The organism is Rhodoferax sp. GW822-FHT02A01, assembly GCF_038784515.1.
Lineage (GTDB): Bacteria > Pseudomonadota > Gammaproteobacteria > Burkholderiales > Burkholderiaceae_C > Allorhodoferax.
Window position 1 is genome coordinate 2321396 of sequence record NZ_CP152376.1, and the last position, 18757, is coordinate 2340152.

At 61.1% G+C, this 18757-nt stretch carries 21 protein-coding genes; 10 read left to right on the top strand and 11 right to left on the bottom strand.

The window, feature by feature from the left end:
* Positions 1-3 precede the first annotated feature (3 nt).
* Both AAGF34_RS10855 and AAGF34_RS10860 read right to left on the bottom strand, forming a co-directional pair.
* Complete coding sequence (locus AAGF34_RS10855) at positions 4-432, bottom strand: organic hydroperoxide resistance protein (protein ID WP_342620616.1); 429 nt, start codon at positions 430-432, stop codon at positions 4-6.
* 32 nt (positions 433-464) lie between these two features.
* Positions 465-914, bottom strand: a complete 450-nt coding sequence (locus tag AAGF34_RS10860) for a MarR family transcriptional regulator (protein WP_342620617.1) — start codon at positions 912-914, stop codon at positions 465-467.
* A gap of 160 nt (positions 915-1074) precedes the next feature.
* Between AAGF34_RS10860 and AAGF34_RS10865 the strand changes: the two genes are divergently transcribed.
* The gene (locus tag AAGF34_RS10865) at positions 1075-2214 is read left to right on the top strand and encodes a M14-type cytosolic carboxypeptidase (RefSeq protein WP_342620618.1); all 1140 of its coding nucleotides are present in this window, start codon (positions 1075-1077) and stop codon (positions 2212-2214) included.
* 69 nt (positions 2215-2283) lie between these two features.
* Here the strand turns inward: AAGF34_RS10865 and htpG are convergent, their stop codons facing one another.
* The gene (gene htpG / locus AAGF34_RS10870; protein WP_342620619.1) at positions 2284-4266 is read right to left on the bottom strand and encodes a molecular chaperone HtpG; all 1983 of its coding nucleotides are present in this window, start codon (positions 4264-4266) and stop codon (positions 2284-2286) included.
* 135 nt (positions 4267-4401) lie between these two features.
* On the opposite strand from htpG, the gene AAGF34_RS10875 reads away from it, so the two are divergent.
* Complete coding sequence (locus tag AAGF34_RS10875; RefSeq protein WP_342620620.1) at positions 4402-4638, top strand: hypothetical protein; 237 nt, start codon at positions 4402-4404, stop codon at positions 4636-4638.
* A 10-nt stretch (positions 4639-4648) separates the two neighbouring features.
* Here AAGF34_RS10875 and AAGF34_RS10880 read toward each other — a convergent pair whose 3' ends face one another.
* The 4 genes from AAGF34_RS10880 to AAGF34_RS10895 all read right to left on the bottom strand — a co-directional run bounded on the left by AAGF34_RS10880 (position 4649) and on the right by AAGF34_RS10895 (position 7348).
* Positions 4649-5593 carry a pseudouridine synthase gene (locus AAGF34_RS10880; protein WP_342620621.1) on the bottom strand — a complete coding sequence of 315 codons (945 nt, stop codon included), beginning with the start codon at positions 5591-5593 and terminating at the stop codon, positions 4649-4651.
* Between the two features lie 88 nt (positions 5594-5681).
* Positions 5682-5873 (bottom strand): DUF2892 domain-containing protein, encoded by a 192-nt coding sequence (locus tag AAGF34_RS10885; RefSeq protein WP_342620622.1) that lies wholly within the window; start codon positions 5871-5873, stop codon positions 5682-5684.
* 99 nt (positions 5874-5972) lie between these two features.
* On the bottom strand, positions 5973-6623 hold the full coding sequence (locus AAGF34_RS10890; RefSeq protein WP_342620623.1) for a Crp/Fnr family transcriptional regulator: 651 nt from the start codon (positions 6621-6623) through the stop codon (positions 5973-5975).
* A complete protein-coding gene (locus AAGF34_RS10895) occupies positions 6623-7348 on the bottom strand; it encodes a Crp/Fnr family transcriptional regulator (RefSeq protein WP_342620624.1) in 726 nt (241 codons plus the stop codon). The genes AAGF34_RS10890 and AAGF34_RS10895 overlap by 1 nt, the downstream gene beginning before the upstream one ends.
* Before the next feature lie 174 nt (positions 7349-7522).
* On the opposite strand from AAGF34_RS10895, the gene AAGF34_RS10900 reads away from it, so the two are divergent.
* From AAGF34_RS10900 to AAGF34_RS10930, 7 genes are all read left to right on the top strand, one after another.
* A complete protein-coding gene (locus tag AAGF34_RS10900; protein ID WP_342620625.1) occupies positions 7523-9469 on the top strand; it encodes an AMP-binding protein in 1947 nt (648 codons plus the stop codon).
* A 15-nt stretch (positions 9470-9484) separates the two neighbouring features.
* A complete protein-coding gene (locus AAGF34_RS10905; protein ID WP_342620626.1) occupies positions 9485-10270 on the top strand; it encodes an ABC transporter ATP-binding protein in 786 nt (261 codons plus the stop codon).
* Positions 10271-10281: 11 nt separating this feature from the next.
* Positions 10282-11208: a branched-chain amino acid ABC transporter permease gene (locus tag AAGF34_RS10910; protein WP_342620627.1), complete on the top strand. Its 927-nt coding sequence runs from the start codon at positions 10282-10284 to the stop codon at positions 11206-11208.
* Between the two features lie 91 nt (positions 11209-11299).
* Positions 11300-12376, top strand: coding sequence for a branched-chain amino acid ABC transporter permease (locus AAGF34_RS10915; RefSeq protein ID WP_342620628.1), 1077 nt, complete (start codon positions 11300-11302; stop codon positions 12374-12376).
* 52 nt (positions 12377-12428) lie between these two features.
* The gene (locus AAGF34_RS10920; protein WP_342620629.1) at positions 12429-13760 is read left to right on the top strand and encodes an ABC transporter substrate-binding protein; all 1332 of its coding nucleotides are present in this window, start codon (positions 12429-12431) and stop codon (positions 13758-13760) included.
* 207 nt (positions 13761-13967) lie between these two features.
* Positions 13968-14780 carry an ABC transporter ATP-binding protein gene (locus tag AAGF34_RS10925; protein ID WP_342620630.1) on the top strand — a complete coding sequence of 271 codons (813 nt, stop codon included), beginning with the start codon at positions 13968-13970 and terminating at the stop codon, positions 14778-14780.
* A gap of 165 nt (positions 14781-14945) precedes the next feature.
* Positions 14946-16199 carry an AMP-binding protein gene (locus tag AAGF34_RS10930; RefSeq protein ID WP_342620631.1) on the top strand — a complete coding sequence of 418 codons (1254 nt, stop codon included), beginning with the start codon at positions 14946-14948 and terminating at the stop codon, positions 16197-16199.
* A 15-nt stretch (positions 16200-16214) separates the two neighbouring features.
* Here AAGF34_RS10930 and AAGF34_RS10935 read toward each other — a convergent pair whose 3' ends face one another.
* Positions 16215-16544, bottom strand: a complete 330-nt coding sequence (locus AAGF34_RS10935; protein ID WP_342620632.1) for a DUF1840 domain-containing protein — start codon at positions 16542-16544, stop codon at positions 16215-16217.
* Positions 16545-16572: 28 nt separating this feature from the next.
* On the opposite strand from AAGF34_RS10935, the gene AAGF34_RS10940 reads away from it, so the two are divergent.
* A complete protein-coding gene (locus tag AAGF34_RS10940; RefSeq protein WP_342620633.1) occupies positions 16573-16878 on the top strand; it encodes a polyhydroxyalkanoic acid system family protein in 306 nt (101 codons plus the stop codon).
* Positions 16879-16919: 41 nt separating this feature from the next.
* Here AAGF34_RS10940 and AAGF34_RS10945 read toward each other — a convergent pair whose 3' ends face one another.
* From AAGF34_RS10945 to AAGF34_RS10955, 3 genes are all read right to left on the bottom strand, one after another.
* Entirely contained in the window at positions 16920-17174 is a 255-nt protein-coding gene (locus AAGF34_RS10945; RefSeq protein ID WP_342620634.1) for an acyl-CoA-binding protein, read from the bottom strand.
* A 101-nt stretch (positions 17175-17275) separates the two neighbouring features.
* Positions 17276-18049 (bottom strand): hypothetical protein, encoded by a 774-nt coding sequence (locus AAGF34_RS10950; RefSeq protein ID WP_342620635.1) that lies wholly within the window; start codon positions 18047-18049, stop codon positions 17276-17278.
* A 10-nt stretch (positions 18050-18059) separates the two neighbouring features.
* Positions 18060-18725 (bottom strand): TetR/AcrR family transcriptional regulator, encoded by a 666-nt coding sequence (locus AAGF34_RS10955; RefSeq protein WP_342620636.1) that lies wholly within the window; start codon positions 18723-18725, stop codon positions 18060-18062.
* Positions 18726-18757: the final 32 nt, after the last annotated feature.

An 18757-nucleotide genomic window follows, 5' to 3' on the forward strand; every position in this document is an offset into this window, starting at 1 on the left:
GCATCAGGCCAGTGTCAGTTCCACTTCGATGTTGCCGCGGGTGGCGTTGGAGTAGGGGCACACCTGGTGGGCGGTGTCGACCAGGTCCTGAGCAACAGCACGGTCCAGTCCGGGCAGGCTGACGACCAGGCGCGCAGCGATACCGAAACCTGCGGGAATGGGGCCGATGTCCACGCTGGCGTCAATGGCGGCGTCGGCAGGCACAGCCACCTTCTTCAGGCTGGCCACGTGCTTGAGGGCACCCATGAAGCAGGCGGAGTAACCGGCGGCAAACAGCTGCTCGGGGTTGGTGCCGGTGCCGGCGCCACCCATGGCTTTGGGCAGGGTCAGCTTGACGTCGAGCAGGCCGTCGTCGGTCACGGAGCGGCCATCCCGTCCGCCAACGGTGTGGGCGTGGGCGGTGTAGAGCACTTTGTCGAGTTTGGTAGGCATGGAAGTTCCTTTGGTTGAGGTGGGTTGAAAAACTAGGCGGACAGGCGCTGGCGTAGCGTCTTGAGCTGCTGGTTCAGCGCCAGCAGCTCGGGGATGTCGCATTGCGCCTGCGCGGCAATGCAGCCGGGAATGGGTTTTGCCTTGGCCTTGAGCGCGCGGCCCTGGGCGGTGAGCTTGATGTGCACGCGGCGCTCGTCACCCGCATCGCGGACCCGGGTGACCAGACCACTGGCTTCCAGGCGCTTGAGCAGCGGCGTGAGGGTGCCGGAATCCAGAAACAGGCGCTCGCCGATCTCGGACACCATCAGACCGTCCTGCTCCCACAACACGAGCATGACCACGTACTGCGGATAGGTGAGCCCCAGCTTGGCCAGCAGCGGCTTGTACAGCTTGGTCATGGCCAGCGAGGTGGAGTAGAGCGCAAAGCAGAGCTGGTTTTCCAGCATCAGTGCCTGGTCTGAAGTGATGTTCGTGTTTGGCATGGCGTTAATATAGTTCGCAATTAAATTGTGTGCAATTTGGTTGCTGAATTAACCCGTTGCTGATCAGGGGCATTGCGCGGTCCGTCGCACGTATGGCCTGTCCCTACAATGGCCGCTCGTGCCTGACGCACCGCACTCTCCATCGTGAAAGCCATTGTTCATGTCTTCTCTGCACATCTCCACCGCTTTTGATTCGGGCTCCATTGACGTCGTAAGCTGCGCCGACCCGCGCGACATCCAGTTGCACATCCGCAAGGACAGCGCGGCCGAATTTGCCCAGTGGTTTCACTTCAGTGTGCAGGGGGCTGCGGGCCAGCAGCTGGTGCTTCGGTTTCTGAATGCCGGCCAGTGTGCCTACCCCAAGGGCTGGGAAGGCTATAGCGTGATGGCCAGCCATGATCGCCAGCACTGGTTCCGTATCGACACCGAATTTGACGGCCAGGTAATGACGGCGCGCGTGCGGCCCGAAACCGGTTGCATCTATTTCGCCTATTTCGAGCCGTACTCCTGGGAGCAGCATCTGGACATGCTGGGCTCGGCGTCGGCTTCGCCTTTGGTGACGCAGGAGCATCTGGGGCTGACCGTGCAGGGGCGCGACATGACCCTGCTGCATGTCACCGATGGCGATAGCGGCACACCTCTGGCCGAGAAGAAAAACGTGTGGGTGATCGCCCGCCAACATCCCGGTGAGACCATGGCCGAGTGGTTTGTGGAAGGGCTGCTGGAACGCCTGCTGGACACGGCGGATTCCGTCAGCCGCACCCTGTTGCAGCAGTGCATCTTCCACGTGGTTCCCAACATGAATCCGGATGGCGCCGTGCTGGGCAATCTGCGTACCAATGCGGCGGGCGCCAACCTCAATCGCGAGTGGCTGGAGCCCAGCATGGAACGCTCGCCCGAGGTGTATCTGGTGCGCCAGAAAATGCTGGACACCGGTGTGGACCTGTGCCTGGACGTGCATGGCGACGAAGTACTTCCGTACAACTTCGTTGTGGGATCGGAAGGCACCAAGGACTACTCACCCCGCATTGCCGATCGCGAGAGCGTCTTCAAGGCGGCCTGGATGGCAAGCTGCCCCGACTTCCAGGACGAGAAGAACTACGGCCAAGTGGCGCCCGGTGCTGCCAACCCCACGCTGGCAACCAACTGGATTGCGCAGCAGTTTGGCTGCCTGGCCTTCACCATCGAGATGCCGTTCAAGGACAACGCCAACCTGCCCGACCCGCTGGTGGGCTGGAACGGAGAACGATCCCGCAGACTGGGGGCCAGCGTGCTGCAGGCGGTGCTGGCGGCGCTATAGCACCAGGTACCGGGTAAAAAACAAAAGGGGCCGAAAGGCCCCTTTTGCTTGGTCGCGCCGCGTACAGGTTTACACCAGCAATGCGTTGACGCGCTTCACGTACGCAGCCGGATCTTCCGGCAACCCGCCTTCGGCCAGCAGGGCCTGATCGAACAGGATGTGGGCCAGGTCGTTGAAATGCACGGAGCCGTCCAGCTTCTTCACCAGGGGGTGTTCGGCATTGACTTCGAGCACCGGCTTGACTTCGGGCGCAGATTGGCCAGCCTGCTTGAGCATGCGGGCGAGCTGCGTGCTCATGCCGTGGTCTTGCACCACCAGGCAGGCCGGGCTGTCCACCAGACGGGTGGTGACGCGCACGTCCTCGGCCTTGTCCTTGAGCGCTTCCTTGAGCTTGGCCAGCAACGGCTTGAAGGCCTCGGCGGCTTCTTCTGCGGCCTTCTTCTCGGCCTCGTCCTGCAGCTTGCCCAGGTCCACTGAGCCTTTGGCCACGCTTTGCAACGGCGTTCCATCGAAGTCATGCAGGTAGTTGAGCGCCCATTCGTCGACGCGGTCGGTCATCAGCAGCACTTCGATGCCCTTCTTCTTGAAGACTTCCAGCTGCGGGCTGTTCTTGGCGGCGGCCAGCGTGTCGGCGGTGATGTAGTAGATGGCCTCCTGGCCTTCCTTCATGCGCGCCTTGTAGTCCGCCAGGGACACGGCGGGCGTATCGCTCTGCGTACTGGCAAAGCGCAGCAGCTTGGCCAGACGATCCTTGTTACCGAAGTCCTCGCCCAGGCCTTCCTTGAGCACTGCGCCGAATTCGGCATAGAACTTGGTGTATTTGCCTTCCTTGGCCTTGTCTTCATCGGACAGCACGTCGGTCACGCCATCGGCGCCTGCAACCGGGGGCTTGTCGTACTTGGACAGGTCTTCCAGCATGGACAGCACACGCTTGGTGCAGCCTTCGCGGATAGCGCGCACGTCACGGCTTTCCTGCAGCAGTTCGCGGCTCACATTGAGCGGCAGGTCGGCGGAGTCCACCACGCCCTTGACGAAGCGCAGGTAGTTGGGCAATAGCGCTTCGGCGTCGTCCATGATGAAGACGCGCTTCACATACAGCTTGAGTCCGCCTTTCTTGTCGCGGTTCCACAGGTCCATGGGGGCCTTGGACGGGATGTAGAGCAGCTGGGTGTATTCGGTGCTGCCTTCCACACGGTTGTGGGTGTGGGCCAGCGGCGCTTCAAAGTCGTGGCTGATCTGCTTGTAGAAGTCGTCGTACTGTTCTTGGGTGACGTCCTTCTTGGCACGCGCCCAGATGGCGTTGGCCTTGTTGACAGTTTCCCACTCGCCGGTCTTGACCATGGCGCCGGGCTGGCGGCCACCGTTCTCGTCGCTGGGGTTGATCAGCTCGCCGTCTTTCCACTCTTCCTTTTCCATCTGGATGGGCAGGCTGATGTGGTCGGAATACTTGCTGATGATGCCCTTGACCTTCCAGCTCTGGGTGTAGTCCAGTGCGTCTTCGCGCAGGTGCAGGATGACGCTGGTGCCGCGTGCTTCGCGGGTGATGGTTTCCACCTCGAAGGCGCCGCCACCGCTGGCGCCGCCATCGCTCACCCAGCGCACGGCTTCGTCGGCCTTGAGACCGGCACGGCGGGATTCCACCGTGATCTTGTCGGCCACGATGAAGCCGGAGTAGAAGCCCACGCCGAACTGGCCGATCAGGTTGGAGTCTGCCTTCTGGTCGCCTGTGAGCTTGGAGACGAAGTCCTTGGTGCCGCTCTTGGCGATGGTGCCCAGGTTGTCGATGGCTTCCTGTTGGGAGAGACCAATGCCGTTGTCGGTGATGGTGAGGGTCTTGGCGTCCTTGTCCAGCACCACCTTGACCTTGAGTTCGGAATCGTTCTCGTACAGGGCGCTGTTGTTGATGGCCTCAAAGCGCAACTTGTCGCAGGCATCCGATGCGTTGGAGATCAGCTCGCGCAGAAAAATTTCCTTGTTGGAATACAGCGAGTGGGTCACCAGGTGCAGCAGTTGTGCAACTTCGGCCTGAAAGGAGAGGGTTTGCTTGCTCATAAATTCAATAGTTGTCCAAAACAGGGGATTTTGACGGTTCGATATGGCCCTGCGGCCAAAGCTCAGCGGATATGGGGCTGGTCAGCGACATTTCAAGGGCCTATGGGATTCGGCGATTTCATGCAAAATAGCACCATGGCAACCCCCCCAGACAAGTCCAAACCTGCTGATCCGCGGCGTGATGCGCCTGCCGCAAAAGAGCATTTTCTGGATCCCTTGCCGGTACCGGACGCCACGGAGAGCAATACCGATACCGCCTGGGGCTTGTGGGAGCACACCCTGCGTGCCCATGAGGAAGAGGTCAAGAAGGATTCCGAGACCGACTTTCAGGACACCGTGCCGTTCCAGCCACTGCCGGTCAAGAAAAGCTGACCGACGGTTTTCAGAATTTTTCGTGCGGCAACAGGTAGCGCCACTGGCCTACCGGCAAGTTGCCCAGCATCACGCGGCCAATGCGTACGCGCTTCAAGCCCACCACCTTCAGTCCCACCAGCTCGCACATGCGCCGGATCTGACGCTTCTTGCCTTCGGTCAAGACAAAGCGCAGTTGTTCGGGGTTCTGCCACTCTACCCGGGCGGGTTTGAGTTTCTGTCCGTCCAGGCTCAGGCCATTGCGCAATAACGCAAGCTTGTCGGCGGGAAAGACACTCTGCACATCGCTGCTGACGGGGTCGTCGTCATCAATCCGGCTCAGTTGCGTGGGGGCTGCCGGATAGGTGGCCGCTGCGGAAGTGGCAGCAGCCGCATTGTCTTTGCCGGTATAGACCACGCGCACCAGGTACTCTTTTTCCATGACGGCGTCTTCGCCAATCAACTGGCGCGCCACGCGGCCGTCCTGTGTCAGTACCAGCAGGCCGGTGGAGTCAATGTCCAGGCGCCCGGCAGGCACCAGGCTCTTGAGCTGGCTGGGATGGAAGAAGAAGCGGGCGTTATCGTCCTGCCAACGGTTTTGCGGCTGCACCAGGGTGATGGCGGGCTCGTGCCCGTCTTCGGCTTGGCCGCTGACCAGGCCGATGGGCTTGTTGATCAGGACGGTGACCAGATTGGCCTGCTGGCCTTTGGCCTTGGGATCGATTTCGATGCGCACGTCGGGCAGCACCTGCATGCCCATTTCTGCCACCTTGCCATTGACCTTGACCCAACCTTTGGCGATCCAGTCATCGGCTTCGCGGCGCGATGCCATGCCCAGCTCGGCCATGCGCTTGTTCAGCCGCACGGTGCCGTTGGGGCCGATGGCCGCCGTATTGGTTTGCCCCGCCGGAATGGGCGCGCGGCCCGCGGGGGGCGCTGCGCGGCGGAATACGGGAGGGGCTTTGGGTTCGGTCATGTGCGGTGCCAGGTGGACGATCCGGCCCATTTTACGGGCGTACCTTTGGCATGCCCCCTATCGGGGTGCCCGCAGTGACCGAAGCTGTCTAGTTTTTGACCGGGCAGGTGCGGATTCCCAGCACCGAGTACAGCGGACAGATGCCAATGGCGCCGGTCAGCAACGGAACTACACCGATCCAACCCCACAGCCCGATGGTGCCGGTGAGCGTCAGTGCCAACAGGATCAGTCCGGCTGCGATGCGCAGTGCGCGGTCCAGGGTGCCTTCATTGGTTTTCATGGTGTGTCCTTGTCCGTCAAGAGTGGTAGATGGACGCATTGAATCCCGATGCCCGCCCAAAGTCTGTGACTTGTGTCACAGGCCGCTGTCTCCTGGAGCTCAGTCCGCTTGCGAACCTGCCAGGGTGCGCAAGGCCAGGCTGTCGCGGATGGTGATGTGCTCGCGTGCCAACTCCACCCAGCCCTCGCGTTCAAAGCGGCGCAGCAACCGCGACACGATTTCGCGCACCGTGCCCAGCTCGTCGGCAAGCTGCTGGTGGGTGAGCGCCAGGTTCTGCCCGCGGCCCAGCAAGGTGGCGGCCAGCCGCTGATCCAGCTTCTGAAACGCCACGGCATCGATCAGCCCGGTGAGGTCGGCCATGCGTTCGGCAAACAGGCCCAGCACTTCGTTGCGAAATGCTGGCGTCTCCAGCCACTGCATGAAGGTGGGTGGGGAAATCAGCAGCAACCGGGTGGGGCGGGTGGTGATGCCTTGGGCAGCCATGGGTGTCATGCGAAACAGGCTGGCGCTGGACACCAGACACAGCTCCCCGGGAACCACGCGGTACAGCTCCAGCGAGCGGCCATCGGCAGAGTGGCGCGATACCTTGACCTCGCCTTCCAGCACCAGGGGGAAGCCCTGGCAGGGCGCACGTTCACCAAACAGCACCGTGTCTGCCGGAACCTGGATGGGTTTGCCCTCGTCGCCCAATGCCGGCAGCGGCGGCGTCACATGTCCGAGCGCGGGATACAGGGACAACAGCTCAGCCATCAGCGCGACCTCCGGGTGGAAAAAAGCTGCGAACGCAGCGCCTGCAAATCCAGAATACGCAGGCCGCCGTATTCCACACGGATGGAGCCCTGGGCTTCCAGCGTGGTCAGTGCCTCGTTCACGCGCTGGCGCGACAGGCCCACCAGGTAGGCCAGCTCCTGCTGGGTGATGCGCAGCACCTGGCCCACACCGGGGTACAGCGTGGGGTTGAACAGCGCGGCCAGGCTGCGCGCCACGCGGATGTCTGGGTTGTTGAGCCGGTCGATCTCGCGGGCTGCGATGAACTGGCCCAGCCGCTCGTTGAGCTGGTTCATGACAAAGCGGTTGAAGCCGATGGAGTGGTCCAGCAGCCAGTGAAACGTGTCCACATGCAAGCCCGCTACCAGGCTGGTACGCAGCGGCTGGATGTTGTAGCGGTAGGCCTCGTGCTTGAGGGCAGTGCCCTCGCCAAACCAGCCGCCGGGCGGCACACCGGTGAAGGTCATCGTCTGGCCTTCGGCGTTGTCGGTGCTCATCTTCAACAGGCCATCCACCACGCCGAACCAGTACGTCACCGGGCGGCCCATGCGGCACACGAACTCGCCGGGCTGGGCTTCGGAGATGCGCAGATCGTCCACCGCGCGCTGGCGTTCGTCCGGCTGCAGCAGGCCCAGCCAGGGGATGGCGTCCAGCTCGGCCGTGGTCAAAGGCCGTCTGCGTTGGTGAAGTGGGCTGTCGGTGGCCATGGTGGTGCGATGGGAATCTGTAAGTTGCGAATAAGTGAAGGGAAAACACCTACCAAGAAGTGTGCAGATTGTCGTCCGAATGACAACTTGACGTCAATGCCAGTTCAATAATCGCGCTTAATTCGAATGACCCCGCTTCCATTGACAGGGCCGACAAGAGACACGAGGATTCGCATGCGAACGACTTTCCCGCAACTGCTATTGCAGCACGCAGCGCAACGACCGCTGGAGCCCGCCATGCGCGAGAAGGAATACGGCATCTGGCAGACCCTGAGCTGGTCGGGCCTGGCCACCATGGTCGAGGAGTTGGCTGCCGGTCTGCATCAGGCCGGCCTGCGCGGCGGCGACCACATGGTGGTCATCGGTGCCAACCGCCCGCGCCTGTACGCCACCATGCTGGCGGTGCAAGCGCTGGGTGCGGTGCCCATTCCGCTGTACCAGGATGCGGCGGCTCCGGAGTGCGTATTCCCCATCAACAACGCGGAAGTGAAGTTCGCCTTTGCCGAAGACCAGGAGCAGGTCGACAAGCTGCTGGAAATCCGATCGCAGTGTCCGCAGCTGGCACGTATCTTTTTTGACGACCCGCGCGGCCTGCGCAATTACGAAGAGCCGGGCCTGGCGTCCATGGATGAACTGCAGGCGCGGGGCAAAGCCTTTGCCGCGCTGCACACCGAATTCTTCAAGGAAGCAGTGGCCAAGACCCGGCCCGATGATGTGGGCGCCATGTTTTTCACCTCGGGCACCACCGGCAACCCCAAAGGCGTGGTGCACACCCATGACTCGCTGCTCAACCGCGCCCGTGCCGGGGCCGAGTTTGACAAGCTCACCAGTGCCGAAGAGGTGCTGGCCTATCTGCCACCGGCCTGGATTGGCCAGAACATCTTCAGCTACGCGCAGTGGCTGGCCTGTGGCTACGTGGTGAACTGCCCTGAGTCCGCCGCCACCGCAACCATAGACCTGAAGGAAATCGGACCGACCTATTACTTCGCACCACCCCGCGTGTTCGAGGGGCTGCTCACCAGCGTGATGATCCGCATGGAGGATGCCGGTGCCATCAAGCGCAAAATGTTCCATGCCTTCATGGCCGTGGCGCACAAGGTGGGGCCGGCCTTGATGGATGGCGAGTCCGTGGGACTGTGGGACCGCATGCGGTATGCGCTGGGCAATCTGCTGGTGTATGGCCCTTTGCGCAACACCCTGGGTTTCAGCCGTGTGCGTGTGGCCTATACCGCGGGCGAAGCGATTGGTCCGGACCTGTTCAGCTTCTACCGCTCCATCGGCATCAACCTCAAGCAGCTCTACGGCTCCACTGAAACTGCGGTGTTCGTCTGCCTGCAGCCCGACAACCAGGCGCGCGCCGACACCGTGGGCGTGCCCTGCGCCGGTGTGGAGATCAAGGTGGCGGACAACGGCGAGATCCTGGTGAAGTCGCCCGGTCTGCTCAAGGAGTACTACAAGAACCTGGCGGCCACAGCGGAGGTGCTCACGGCCGACGGCTGGTACCACACCAGTGATGCCGGCTTCATCGATGCCCATGGCCATCTCAAGATCATCGACCGCGTCAAGGATGTGGGGCGGCTCAAGGGTGGCAACTTCGATGGCGCCATGTTTGCACCCAAGTATGTGGAGAACAAGCTCAAGTTCTTCCAGCACATCAAGGAAGTGGTGGCCTATGGCGACGGTCGCGAGAAGGTCTGCGTCTTCATCAACATCGACTTTGATGCGGTCGGCAACTGGGCCGAACGCCGCAATCTGCCGTACGCCGGGTATACCGATCTGGCGCAGAAGCCCGAGGTCTACCAACTGGTCAAGGAATGTGTGGAAAAGGTCAATGCCGACCTCAGCGCCGATGCGCTGCTGGCGGGCAGCCAGGTCAGCCGCTTCCTGATCCTGCACAAGGAACTGGACGCCGACGACGGCGAACTCACGCGCACCAACAAGGTCCGCCGCGGCTTCATCGGGGATAAATACAAGGCCCTGGTCGATGCGCTCTACGAGGGCAAGACCAGCCAGTTCATTGAGACCGTGGTCAAGTTCGAGGACGGGCGTACGGGCAGTGTGAGCGCCACGCTGCGCATCGATGACGCCAAGACATTTACCCCGGTCAAGGCCGCGGCCTGAGAGACGCACAGCACCATGAGTAAAAAGAAAATCGGTGACGTCATCCTCGACGTCAAGAACATCAGCCTGAGCTTTGGCGGCGTGAAGGCATTGACGGATATTTCCTTCAACGTGAAGGAGCACGAGATCCGCTCCATCATCGGCCCCAATGGTGCCGGCAAAAGCTCCATGCTCAACTGCATCAATGGCGTCTATCGCCCGCAGGTCGGCTCCATCACCTTCCGTGGCCAGACCTTCAGCCACATGGACAGCCACCAGGTGGCCAGCATGGGAATCGGCCGCACCTTCCAGAACCTGGCGCTGTTCAAGGGCATGAGCGTGCTGGACAACATCATGTCCGGGCGCAACCTCAAGATCAAAAGCAACATCCTGATGCAGGCCCTGCGCCTGGGGCCGGCCGAGCGCGAAGAAATCATGCACCGCGAGGCGGTGGAACGCATCATCGACTTCCTGGAAATCCAGGCCTACCGCAAGACACCGGTGGGGCAGTTGCCCTACGGCCTGCAAAAGCGGGTGGACCTGGGCCGGGCCTTGGCCATGGAGCCGCAGGTGCTGCTGCTGGACGAGCCCATGGCCGGCATGAACGTGGAAGAGAAGCAGGACATGTGCCGCTTCGTGCTGGACGTGAACGACGAATTCGGAACCACCGTGGTGCTGATCGAGCACGACATGGGCGTGGTGATGGACATCTCCGACCGCGTGGTGGTGCTGGACTACGGCAAGAAGATCGGCGACGGCACGCCGGATGAAGTGCGCAACAACGAAGACGTGATCAGCGCGTACCTCGGCACATCCCACTAAGGAAGACGACCATGGCATTTTTTCTGGAAACTTTGCTGGGCGGCCTGATGGCCGGCATGCTGTATTCGCTGGTAGCACTGGGCTTTGTGCTGATCTTCAAGGCGTCCGGCGTGTTCAACTTTTCGCAGGGCGCCATGGTGCTGTTTGCGGCATTGGCGATGGCGCGCTTTTCGGAGTGGATTCCGGCGCTGGGTATCACCGAGATCTTTGCGGTCAACCTGGTGGCTTTCATTGCTGCCGGTGCCGTGATGTTTGTGGTGGCCTGGGTGATCGAGCGGCTGGTGTTGCGCCATCTGGTCAACCAGGAAGGCACCACCTTGCTGATGGCCACGCTGGGCATCACCTATTTCCTGGAAGGCCTGGGCCAGTCGTTGTTTGGCAGCAGCGTCTACAAGATCGACATCGGCATGCCCAAAGACCCGGTGATGATTCTGGAGAGCACTTTCGAGGGCGGCGTCCTCATCAACAAGGAAGACTTCTACGCAGCCATCATCGCTGCTGCCCTGGTGGCGCTGCTTAGCCTGTTCTTCCAGAAGACAGCCACCGGCCGCGCACTGCGTGCCGTGGCCGATGACCACCAAGCGGCTCAGAGCATTGGCATACCGCTCAACCGCATCTGGGTGATTGTGTGGTGTGTGGCTGGCGTGGTCGCGCTGGTGGCCGGAATGATCTGGGGCAGCAAGCTGGGCGCCCAGTTCTCGCTGACTACGGTGGCATTGCGTGCCTTGCCGGTGGTGATTCTGGGCGGACTCACTTCCGTACCGGGCGCCATCGTGGGCGGACTGATCATCGGTGTGGGCGAGAAGCTGTCCGAGGTCTACCTCGGGCCGTTTGTGGGAGGTGGCATTGAAATCTGGTTTGCCTATGTGCTGGCGCTGGGTTTCCTGCTCATCCGTCCGCAAGGGTTGTTCGGCGAAAAAATAATTGACCGCGTATGAAATACGCACTCAATTATTTTTCGTCGCAGACTAACTTTGCGCAGCAAAGTTAAGCGAAGCGGGTCGAAGACAAAAGATTGCGAGAAAGAAAATGTTCTATAGAGAAAACGGCCAATTCAAAACCAGCTACCGCGCGGACCAGCAGATACTGCCGATCCTGCAGGACCGAATTGCCATGCTGGTGCTGCTGGTCGTGGGCTTTGTCATCGTGCCCATGTTGGCCAGTGACTACATCTTCCGCGCCATCCTGATTCCCTTTCTCATCCTGTCACTGGCCGCCGTCGGCGTGAACATTCTGGTGGGCTATTGCGGTCAGATTTCACTGGGCTCGGGTGCATTCATGGCGGTGGGGGCCTATGCGGCGTACAACTTCTTTGTCCGCATTGACGGCATGCCGCTGATCCTGGCACTGGTGCTGGGCGGCGTATGTGCCATGCTGTTTGGCATGGTGTTTGGCCTGCCCAGTTTGCGGGTGAAGGGGCTGTATCTGGCCGTTGCCACGCTGGCAGCGCAGTTCTTTGCCGACTGGCTGTTCCTGCGCGTGCAGTGGTTCACCAACAACTCCTCCAGCGGCTCGGTGTCGGTCAACAACCTGCAGGTGTTCGGCTTCTCGCTGGAGAGCTCTGCGGCAAAGTACTGGTTCTGCCTGTTGCTGCTCTCCGTCATTGCATTGCTGGCCAAGAACCTTGTGCGGGGTGCGGTCGGACGGGAATGGATGGCCATCCGTGACATGGACGTGGCCGCAGCCGTGATCGGCATTCGCCCCATGTTCGCCAAGCTCAGCGCGTTTGCGGTCAGCTCGTTCATCGTAGGCGTGTCCGGCGGCCTGTGGGCCTTTATCAATCTGGGTGCCTGGGAGCCTGCAGCGTTCTCGGTGGACCAGTCGTTCCGATTGCTGTTCATGGTCATCATCGGCGGCATGGGTTCCATCATGGGCAGCTTTTTTGGTGCAGCCTTCATCGTGATATTGCCCATTGCACTCAGCCAGATTCTTCCAGCCGTCACGAGCGCATTGGGGTTCGAGATCTCCACCGCCAGCATCTCCCACGCGGAGCTCATGGTGTTCGGCGGTCTGATCGTGTGGTTTCTGATTGTGGAGCCCCACGGCCTGGCCAAGCTGTGGGCGATTGGCAAGCAGAAGTTACGACTCTGGCCCTTCCCGCATTGATTTCCGTAGTCCGATTTTTTCCGTGCTTCAACACTAACTTTAGGAGAGACAAATGAAGCTTCATGCCCTAGCCCGCTCGGCCGCCCTGGTGGTGGTCATTGGTTCCAGTCTGGCGGCGAACAGCGCCTTCGCCCAGGCCAAGGAGCAGTTCTTTCCCCTGCTGTCGTACCGCACCGGTCCCTACGCGCCCAATGGTGTGCCATGGGCCAACGGCAAGCAGGATTACCTGAAGATGATCAACGCCCGGGACGGCGGCATCAATGGCGTGAAGATCACCTATGAGGAGTGCGAAACCGGCTACGCCACCGACCGTGGCGTGGAGTGCTATGAGCGCCTCAAGAGCAAGCCTGGTGTGGCACTGTTCGATCCGCAAGCCACCGGCATCACCTTTGCCCTGACCGAAAAAGTGGTGAACGACAAGGTGCCGCTGATCACCCTGGGCTACGGCCTCTCGGTGGCACAGGATGGCCAGGCTTTCAAATGGAACTTCCCGCTGATGGGCAGCTACTGGACCGGCGCCGACATCCTGATCCAGCACCTGGGCAAGAAGGAAGGCGGTCTGGACAAGCTCAAGGGCAAGAAGATCACCCTGGTCTACCACGACAGCCCGTTTGGAAAGGAGCCCATTCCGCTGCTGCAGGAACGTGCGCGCCAGCTGGGATTTGATCTGGGCCTGATCCCGGTGACAGCGCCTGGCGTGGACCAGAAGGCGGCTTGGCTGCAGGTGCGCCAGAACCGTCCTGACTATGTGCTGCTGTGGGGCTGGGGCGTGATGAACTCCACTGCCTTGAAGGAAGCCCAGGCCACGGGCTATCCGCGCGACAAGATGTATGGCGTGTGGTGGGCCGGTGCCGAGCCCGACGTGAAGGATGTGGGCGAAGGCGCCAAGGGCTACAGCGCGCTGGCACTCAATACGTCCGGCACCCAACCCAAGGTGATTCAGGACATCCTGAAGTACGTGCATGACAAGGGCCAAGGCACCGGACCCAAGGAAGAAGTCGGTTCGGTGCTCTACACCCGCGGCGTGATCATCCAGGCCCTGGGCGTGGAAGCTGTGCGCCGCGCGCAAGAGCGCTTTGGCAAGGGCAAGGTCATGACCGGCGAACAAGTGCGCTGGGGCCTGGAAAACCTGGCGCTGGATGACAAGAAGCTGGCGGCGTTGGGATTGACCGGCGTGATCCGCCCCATCAGCACCAGCTGTGCCGACCACATGGGTTCCACCTGGGCACGTGTCGAAACCTGGGACGGCACCAAGTGGAATGTGGGAGCAGACTGGTACCAGGCCGATGAGCAAATCATCAAGCCCATGGTCAAGGTGGGTGCCGACAAGTACCTGGCCGACAAGAAGCTGACCCGGCGCGAAGCTTCCGATTGTCAGTCCTGATACACCCCCGTCCAGGCGCACTGCGTGTCGCCTGTTCCCCCTTGCAGGGGGCGACACCGGCGGACCGACTGAGCCGGTTCCGCGGTGTTCTGGAGGTCACGCTTCGCTGCGCTCGCTAGTGCGATGCGTGTCTGGTGGTCCGGTCGGGCCGCCAGTTGAAAGGGCCGCAGCGCGGGTCTTTCAACTGGTCTCTATGGAAATTTCGCTATGAGTGAACCTAACAACATTGTTCTCAACGTCAACGGCATCGAGGTCATCTACAACCATGTGATCCTGGTGCTCAAGGGCGTGTCCCTGCAGGTGCCCGAAGGAGGCATCGTGGCTATTCTGGGGGGCAATGGGGCGGGCAAGACGACGACCTTGCGTGCCATTTCCAACCTGCTGGCCGGAGAGCGTGGGGCGGTGACCAAAGGGTCCATCGAATTGCGCGGCGAGCGCATCGAGAATCTGTCGCCTGCCGACCTGGTGCGGCGCGGGGTGGTGCAGGTCATGGAGGGTCGGCACTGCTTTGCCCACCTGAGCATCGAGGACAACCTGCTGACCGGCGGCTACACCCGCAAGAGCAAGGCCGAGATCGCCGCCAATCTGGAGAAGGTCTACACCTACTTTCCACGCCTCAAGACGCGCCGCACTAGCCAGGCAGCTTACACATCGGGTGGCGAGCAGCAGATGTGTGCCATCGGGCGCGCCATCATGGCCAACCCCAGCATGGTGTTGCTGGATGAGCCATCCATGGGTTTGGCGCCGCAGATTGTGGAAGAGGTGTTCGAGATCGTGAAAGACCTCAATGCCAAGGAAAACGTGACCTTTTTGCTGGCTGAGCAGAACACCAACATGGCGCTCAAGTATGCGGACTACGGCTACATCATGGAATCCGGCCGCGTCGTGATGGATGGAGCTGCAGCCGATTTGCGCAGCAATGAAGACGTGAAGGAGTTCTACCTGGGCATGGGTGGCGGGGAGCGCAAGAGCTTCAAGGATGTGAAGAGTTACAAGCGGCGCAAGCGGTGGTTGGCTTGAGGAACACCCCCCGGCTGCGCGCACTGCGTGTCGCTTCGCTTTCCCCCTTGCAGGGGGCAACACCGGTGGCCCGGCGAAGCCGGTTCCACGGTGTTTCTGTTGGGGCGGCTTGCTGCGCTTTGCCGCCACGCCGATCTGTGATGGGTTGTATGAGGAGATTCGGGTATGAGTGACACATTTGATGCGTTGGAGACGCGTTCGCCGGCAGAGCGTGAGGCTGCGTTGTTGGCTGCACTGCCGGCGCAGGTTGCCCATGCCAAGAAATCATCTTCGGCGTTTGCGGTTTTGTTGGCCGATGTGGACGCCGCTGCGGTGACCAGTCGGGATGCATTGGCACGCTTGCCTGTGATCCGCAAGTCGGAGTTGCAGGAGCGTCAGCAGGCGGCGCGTGCTGCAGGAGGTGATGTGTTTGGTGGCTTCAGCGCCGTGGCCTTTGGTGCATCCATGACGCGCGTCTTTGCCAGCCCTGGGCCGATTTACGAACCCGAAGGTACAGCGCGGGATTACTGGCGCATGGCGCGTGCCATCTATGCGGCTGGATTCCGCGCCGGCGAGCTGATCCACAACTCCTTCAGCTACCACTTCGTGCCAGCGGGCTCCATGATGGAAACCGGTGCGCATGCCCTGGGGTGCAGCGTGTTCCCGGGGGGGACCGGCCAGACCGAGCAGCAGGTGCAGGCCATGCGCGAGTTGCAGCCGGCGGGCTATATCGGTACGCCCAGCTTTCTGAAGATCATTGTGGAGAAGGCGGCCGAGTTGGGTGTGAATTTGCCAACGGTCAAGAAGGCGATGTTTGGCGGGGAGGCTTTCCCTCCCTCCTTGCGCGACTGGTTCACCGCACGCGGCATTGACGGGTACCAGTGCTATGCCACGGCTGATCTGGGATTGATTGCATACGAGACCGTTGCGCGCGAAGGTCTGGTGCTGGATGAGGGCGTGATTGTCGAAATCGTGCGGCCCGGCACGGGCGATCCGGTGGTGGAAGGGGAGGTGGGTGAACTGGTGGTGACCACGCTCAACCCGACCTACCCGTTGATCCGTTTTGGCACCGGTGATCTGTCTGCCGTGCTGCCGGGCCAATGCCCGACCGGGCGCACCAACACCCGCATCAAAGGCTGGATGGGGCGCGCGGACCAGACCACGAAGATCCGCGGCATGTTCGTGCACCCCAAGCAAGTGGACGAAGTGGTCAAGCGCTTCCCGGAATTGCGGCGTGCCCGACTGGTGGTGAGTGGTGAAATGGCCAATGATGTGATGACGCTCAAGGTGGAGTCCGCATCCACGGACGCGGCCTTGGCCGCGCGCATCGGTGAAGCGATCCGCGATGTCACCAAACTGCGTGGCACGGTGGAGCTGCATGCCCCTGGTACCCTGCCCAACGATGGCAAGGTGATTGACGATATCCGCAGCTACAAATGAGTTGGCTGGGACATTTCAGACACCCCAGACGATTTCCTTTTCCTCTTTGATGCAGCGTTTGATCATGTCAATGAAGGGAACCGCGCGCTGGCGCAACGAGATGCCTTCAAAACGCGGCGCCGCTTCACCCTTGGCCAGCGCTTCTTTCACCAACTGCGCCTTTTGATCTTCGTCGGCCTGGATCGCGGCTTCCAGGGCCGCAATGGCTTCTGGCATATGCTCGGGTAGCAAAATCCCTTTGGCCTGCGACGCGGCGTCGCTGCGTCCGAGGATGGTCAGGATCTGGCGCCCGTTGGGCTCCAGCATGATCAGGTCACCAGTGGCCGGAGATTTGAATTTGTACATGGTGTTGATTACTTGAAGGATGAGGGCAATGGCGGATCTTCACATATTCCGAGAGCACACGCTCGGAATGGCAGCGGCGCGCAAGGTGGCGCACGCATGGGCAGAACAGGCAACAAACGAATTCGGCATGGAATGCGCCTATGCCGAGGGCAAGGCGGAGGACACCATCCACTTCACCCGATCCGGCGTCAATGGCACCTTGCAAGTGACCAAGGACCGGTTTGTACTGCAAGCCAAGCTCGGCTTTCTGCTGGGTGCGTTCAAAGACAAGATCGAGGCGGAAATCGTCAAGAATCTGGACTCCCTGCTGAAGACGGGCGGGACAAAAAAATAGCGCCTGCAAGAGGCGCTATGTCTGGGCGCAGAGTGTTCAGCTCAGCTCAGGGAGTCAATCAGGTCCACATACTGCTGCATGGCGGCGTCGCTGGTCAATCCTTTGAAGCTATCCCAAGCCTCCCATTTGGCGCGACCCACCATGTCGGAGAAGCCGGGCTTCTTGTCCACGTTGTCGCCAGCCGTTGCCTGCTTGTACAGGCCGTAAATCTTGAGCAGCGTGCTGTTGTCGGGGCGCTCTGTCAGGGATTTGGAGTTGGCAACAGCGGTTTCAAACAGGGTCTTCAGATCTGACATGGGTTCTCCGGGCGAAAGTTGAAATCGGACCGTTCAGCGGGCTTGCCCGCGGATCAGTGTTTACCCTGTATCTTAAGGCGAGTGAAAACCACCGATGAGAGTTAGCCCGGGACGCCGTTTTTGGCGAGCGAAATCTTCAGGTAGTGATGCGCGTCCAGCGGTTTGAGGGCTGCTGCTTGTCGGTAGAGCTTGGTGGCCTGGGCATGCTGGGTGTCACCCTCCAGCATGAGCAGGGCAGCTGCATACTCGACCAGCCCGAAGGGGGAGTGCGGGTGCAGCGCAAAGCCGCTCTGGAATAGCTGCAGGCTGGTTTCGCGTTTGGCGCCATACGTCATGTTGCCTATGAGGGGCCCCACTTTGTCGATGATGTCCGCATGGAAGGCGCCCAGTGCAAAGTGGGCGTCGGCATGCCGGGGCTGCAGTGCGATGGCCGTCTCCAGCGCATTCTTGATGCGGCTACCCAGTCCCTGGGCCAGAGCCTGGGCCACACTGATGCCCCGGCTGTAGCGGCTCAGGGCGTAGGCCAGCAGATAGTGTGCGTTGGGATCTTCTGGAGTGCTGAGCGTGTGTGCCGTGGCGCGCTCGCAAGCGGATTGCAAAAGACACAGTCGCTCAGGCTCATTGGGCTCGAGCAATGTGGCGTAGACACAGGTGGCCTTGTTGGCAACGGTAGTGCCCGCACCGTCTAACGCCAGGCCCAGCTGGCAGGCCTCTTCGAAATAGCCGTTGTGAAACAGCGTCCACGCTTCCAGAATGTCTGCGTCGTCGGGGAGAGGCACGCAGTCGGCGGCATGCAACCGTGCCCACTGCTTCTTGATGGTCTGACTGGTGTAACTGAAGTGCCCACGAGGTTTGAATGCGGTCCATCGGCCCATGTTGCGTCTTTCAGTGGTCTACATTGCCTGCGTAGGCGCCGACAAGACTCAGCAGATGGGTCCGTTGACCCGCCTCCAGATACGGCGCCAGCAGATTGAGTACATGGTGCGCACCCCGCAACAGTGCAGCCTGGGCGCTTTCCGGCTCAAGCGCCTTGCGCGGATCGCGCACATATTCAAAACTGAGCCAGTAGGTCAGCACCACGACCATGCTGGTCGCGGTGGGCTCCATTTCGCGCTGGTCGATGCGGATGGCTCCCGAGCGGTTCATGCTGTCCAGCATGGCCTTCACAGATCGGGTCTTGTTCTTGAGTACGGATTGGAAATGCGTTTCCAGCCGGCGATTCTTGCTCAGCAGATCGTTCAGGTCGCGGTACAGAAAACGGTATTGCCAGATCAGCTCAAACAAACTGTGCATGAAGAACCAGGCATCTTCCACATCACGCACGTTGTCGCTGGCGTTGAGCAGCCCGTTGAGCGCCACCTCGTACCGGTCAAACAGCGCATTGATCAGCTCGTCCTTGGCGGGGTAGTGGTAGTACAGATTGCCAGGGCTGATGCCCATCTCGGACGAAATGAGCGTGGTGGAGACATTGGGTTCGCCAAAGCGGTTGAACAGCTCCAGCGTCACTTCCAGAATGCGCTCGGCGGTTCGGCGAGGAGCTTTTTTTGCCATGTTCTTGCAGACGCCTTGGTGACGATGTGGTT

Bases quoted from the DNA above. Each gene is read 5' to 3' on its own strand.
- AAGF34_RS10855 (WP_342620616.1), bottom strand. From the start codon at position 432: ATGCCTACCAAACTCGACAAAGTGCTCTACACCGCCCACGCCCACACC.
- AAGF34_RS10860 (WP_342620617.1), bottom strand. From the start codon at position 914: ATGCCAAACACGAACATCACTTCAGACCAGGCACTGATGCTGGAAAAC.
- AAGF34_RS10865 (WP_342620618.1), top strand. From the start codon at position 1,075: ATGTCTTCTCTGCACATCTCCACCGCTTTTGATTCGGGCTCCATTGAC.
- htpG (WP_342620619.1), bottom strand. From the start codon at position 4,266: ATGAGCAAGCAAACCCTCTCCTTTCAGGCCGAAGTTGCACAACTGCTG.
- AAGF34_RS10875 (WP_342620620.1), top strand. From the start codon at position 4,402: ATGGCAACCCCCCCAGACAAGTCCAAACCTGCTGATCCGCGGCGTGAT.
- AAGF34_RS10880 (WP_342620621.1), bottom strand. From the start codon at position 5,593: ATGACCGAACCCAAAGCCCCTCCCGTATTCCGCCGCGCAGCGCCCCCC.
- AAGF34_RS10885 (WP_342620622.1), bottom strand. From the start codon at position 5,873: ATGAAAACCAATGAAGGCACCCTGGACCGCGCACTGCGCATCGCAGCC.
- AAGF34_RS10890 (WP_342620623.1), bottom strand. From the start codon at position 6,623: ATGGCTGAGCTGTTGTCCCTGTATCCCGCGCTCGGACATGTGACGCCG.
- AAGF34_RS10895 (WP_342620624.1), bottom strand. From the start codon at position 7,348: ATGGCCACCGACAGCCCACTTCACCAACGCAGACGGCCTTTGACCACG.
- AAGF34_RS10900 (WP_342620625.1), top strand. From the start codon at position 7,523: ATGCGAACGACTTTCCCGCAACTGCTATTGCAGCACGCAGCGCAACGA.
- AAGF34_RS10905 (WP_342620626.1), top strand. From the start codon at position 9,485: ATGAGTAAAAAGAAAATCGGTGACGTCATCCTCGACGTCAAGAACATC.
- AAGF34_RS10910 (WP_342620627.1), top strand. From the start codon at position 10,282: ATGGCATTTTTTCTGGAAACTTTGCTGGGCGGCCTGATGGCCGGCATG.
- AAGF34_RS10915 (WP_342620628.1), top strand. From the start codon at position 11,300: ATGTTCTATAGAGAAAACGGCCAATTCAAAACCAGCTACCGCGCGGAC.
- AAGF34_RS10920 (WP_342620629.1), top strand. From the start codon at position 12,429: ATGAAGCTTCATGCCCTAGCCCGCTCGGCCGCCCTGGTGGTGGTCATT.
- AAGF34_RS10925 (WP_342620630.1), top strand. From the start codon at position 13,968: ATGAGTGAACCTAACAACATTGTTCTCAACGTCAACGGCATCGAGGTC.
- AAGF34_RS10930 (WP_342620631.1), top strand. From the start codon at position 14,946: ATGAGTGACACATTTGATGCGTTGGAGACGCGTTCGCCGGCAGAGCGT.
- AAGF34_RS10935 (WP_342620632.1), bottom strand. From the start codon at position 16,544: ATGTACAAATTCAAATCTCCGGCCACTGGTGACCTGATCATGCTGGAG.
- AAGF34_RS10940 (WP_342620633.1), top strand. From the start codon at position 16,573: ATGGCGGATCTTCACATATTCCGAGAGCACACGCTCGGAATGGCAGCG.
- AAGF34_RS10945 (WP_342620634.1), bottom strand. From the start codon at position 17,174: ATGTCAGATCTGAAGACCCTGTTTGAAACCGCTGTTGCCAACTCCAAA.
- AAGF34_RS10950 (WP_342620635.1), bottom strand. From the start codon at position 18,049: ATGGGCCGATGGACCGCATTCAAACCTCGTGGGCACTTCAGTTACACC.
- AAGF34_RS10955 (WP_342620636.1), bottom strand. From the start codon at position 18,725: ATGGCAAAAAAAGCTCCTCGCCGAACCGCCGAGCGCATTCTGGAAGTG.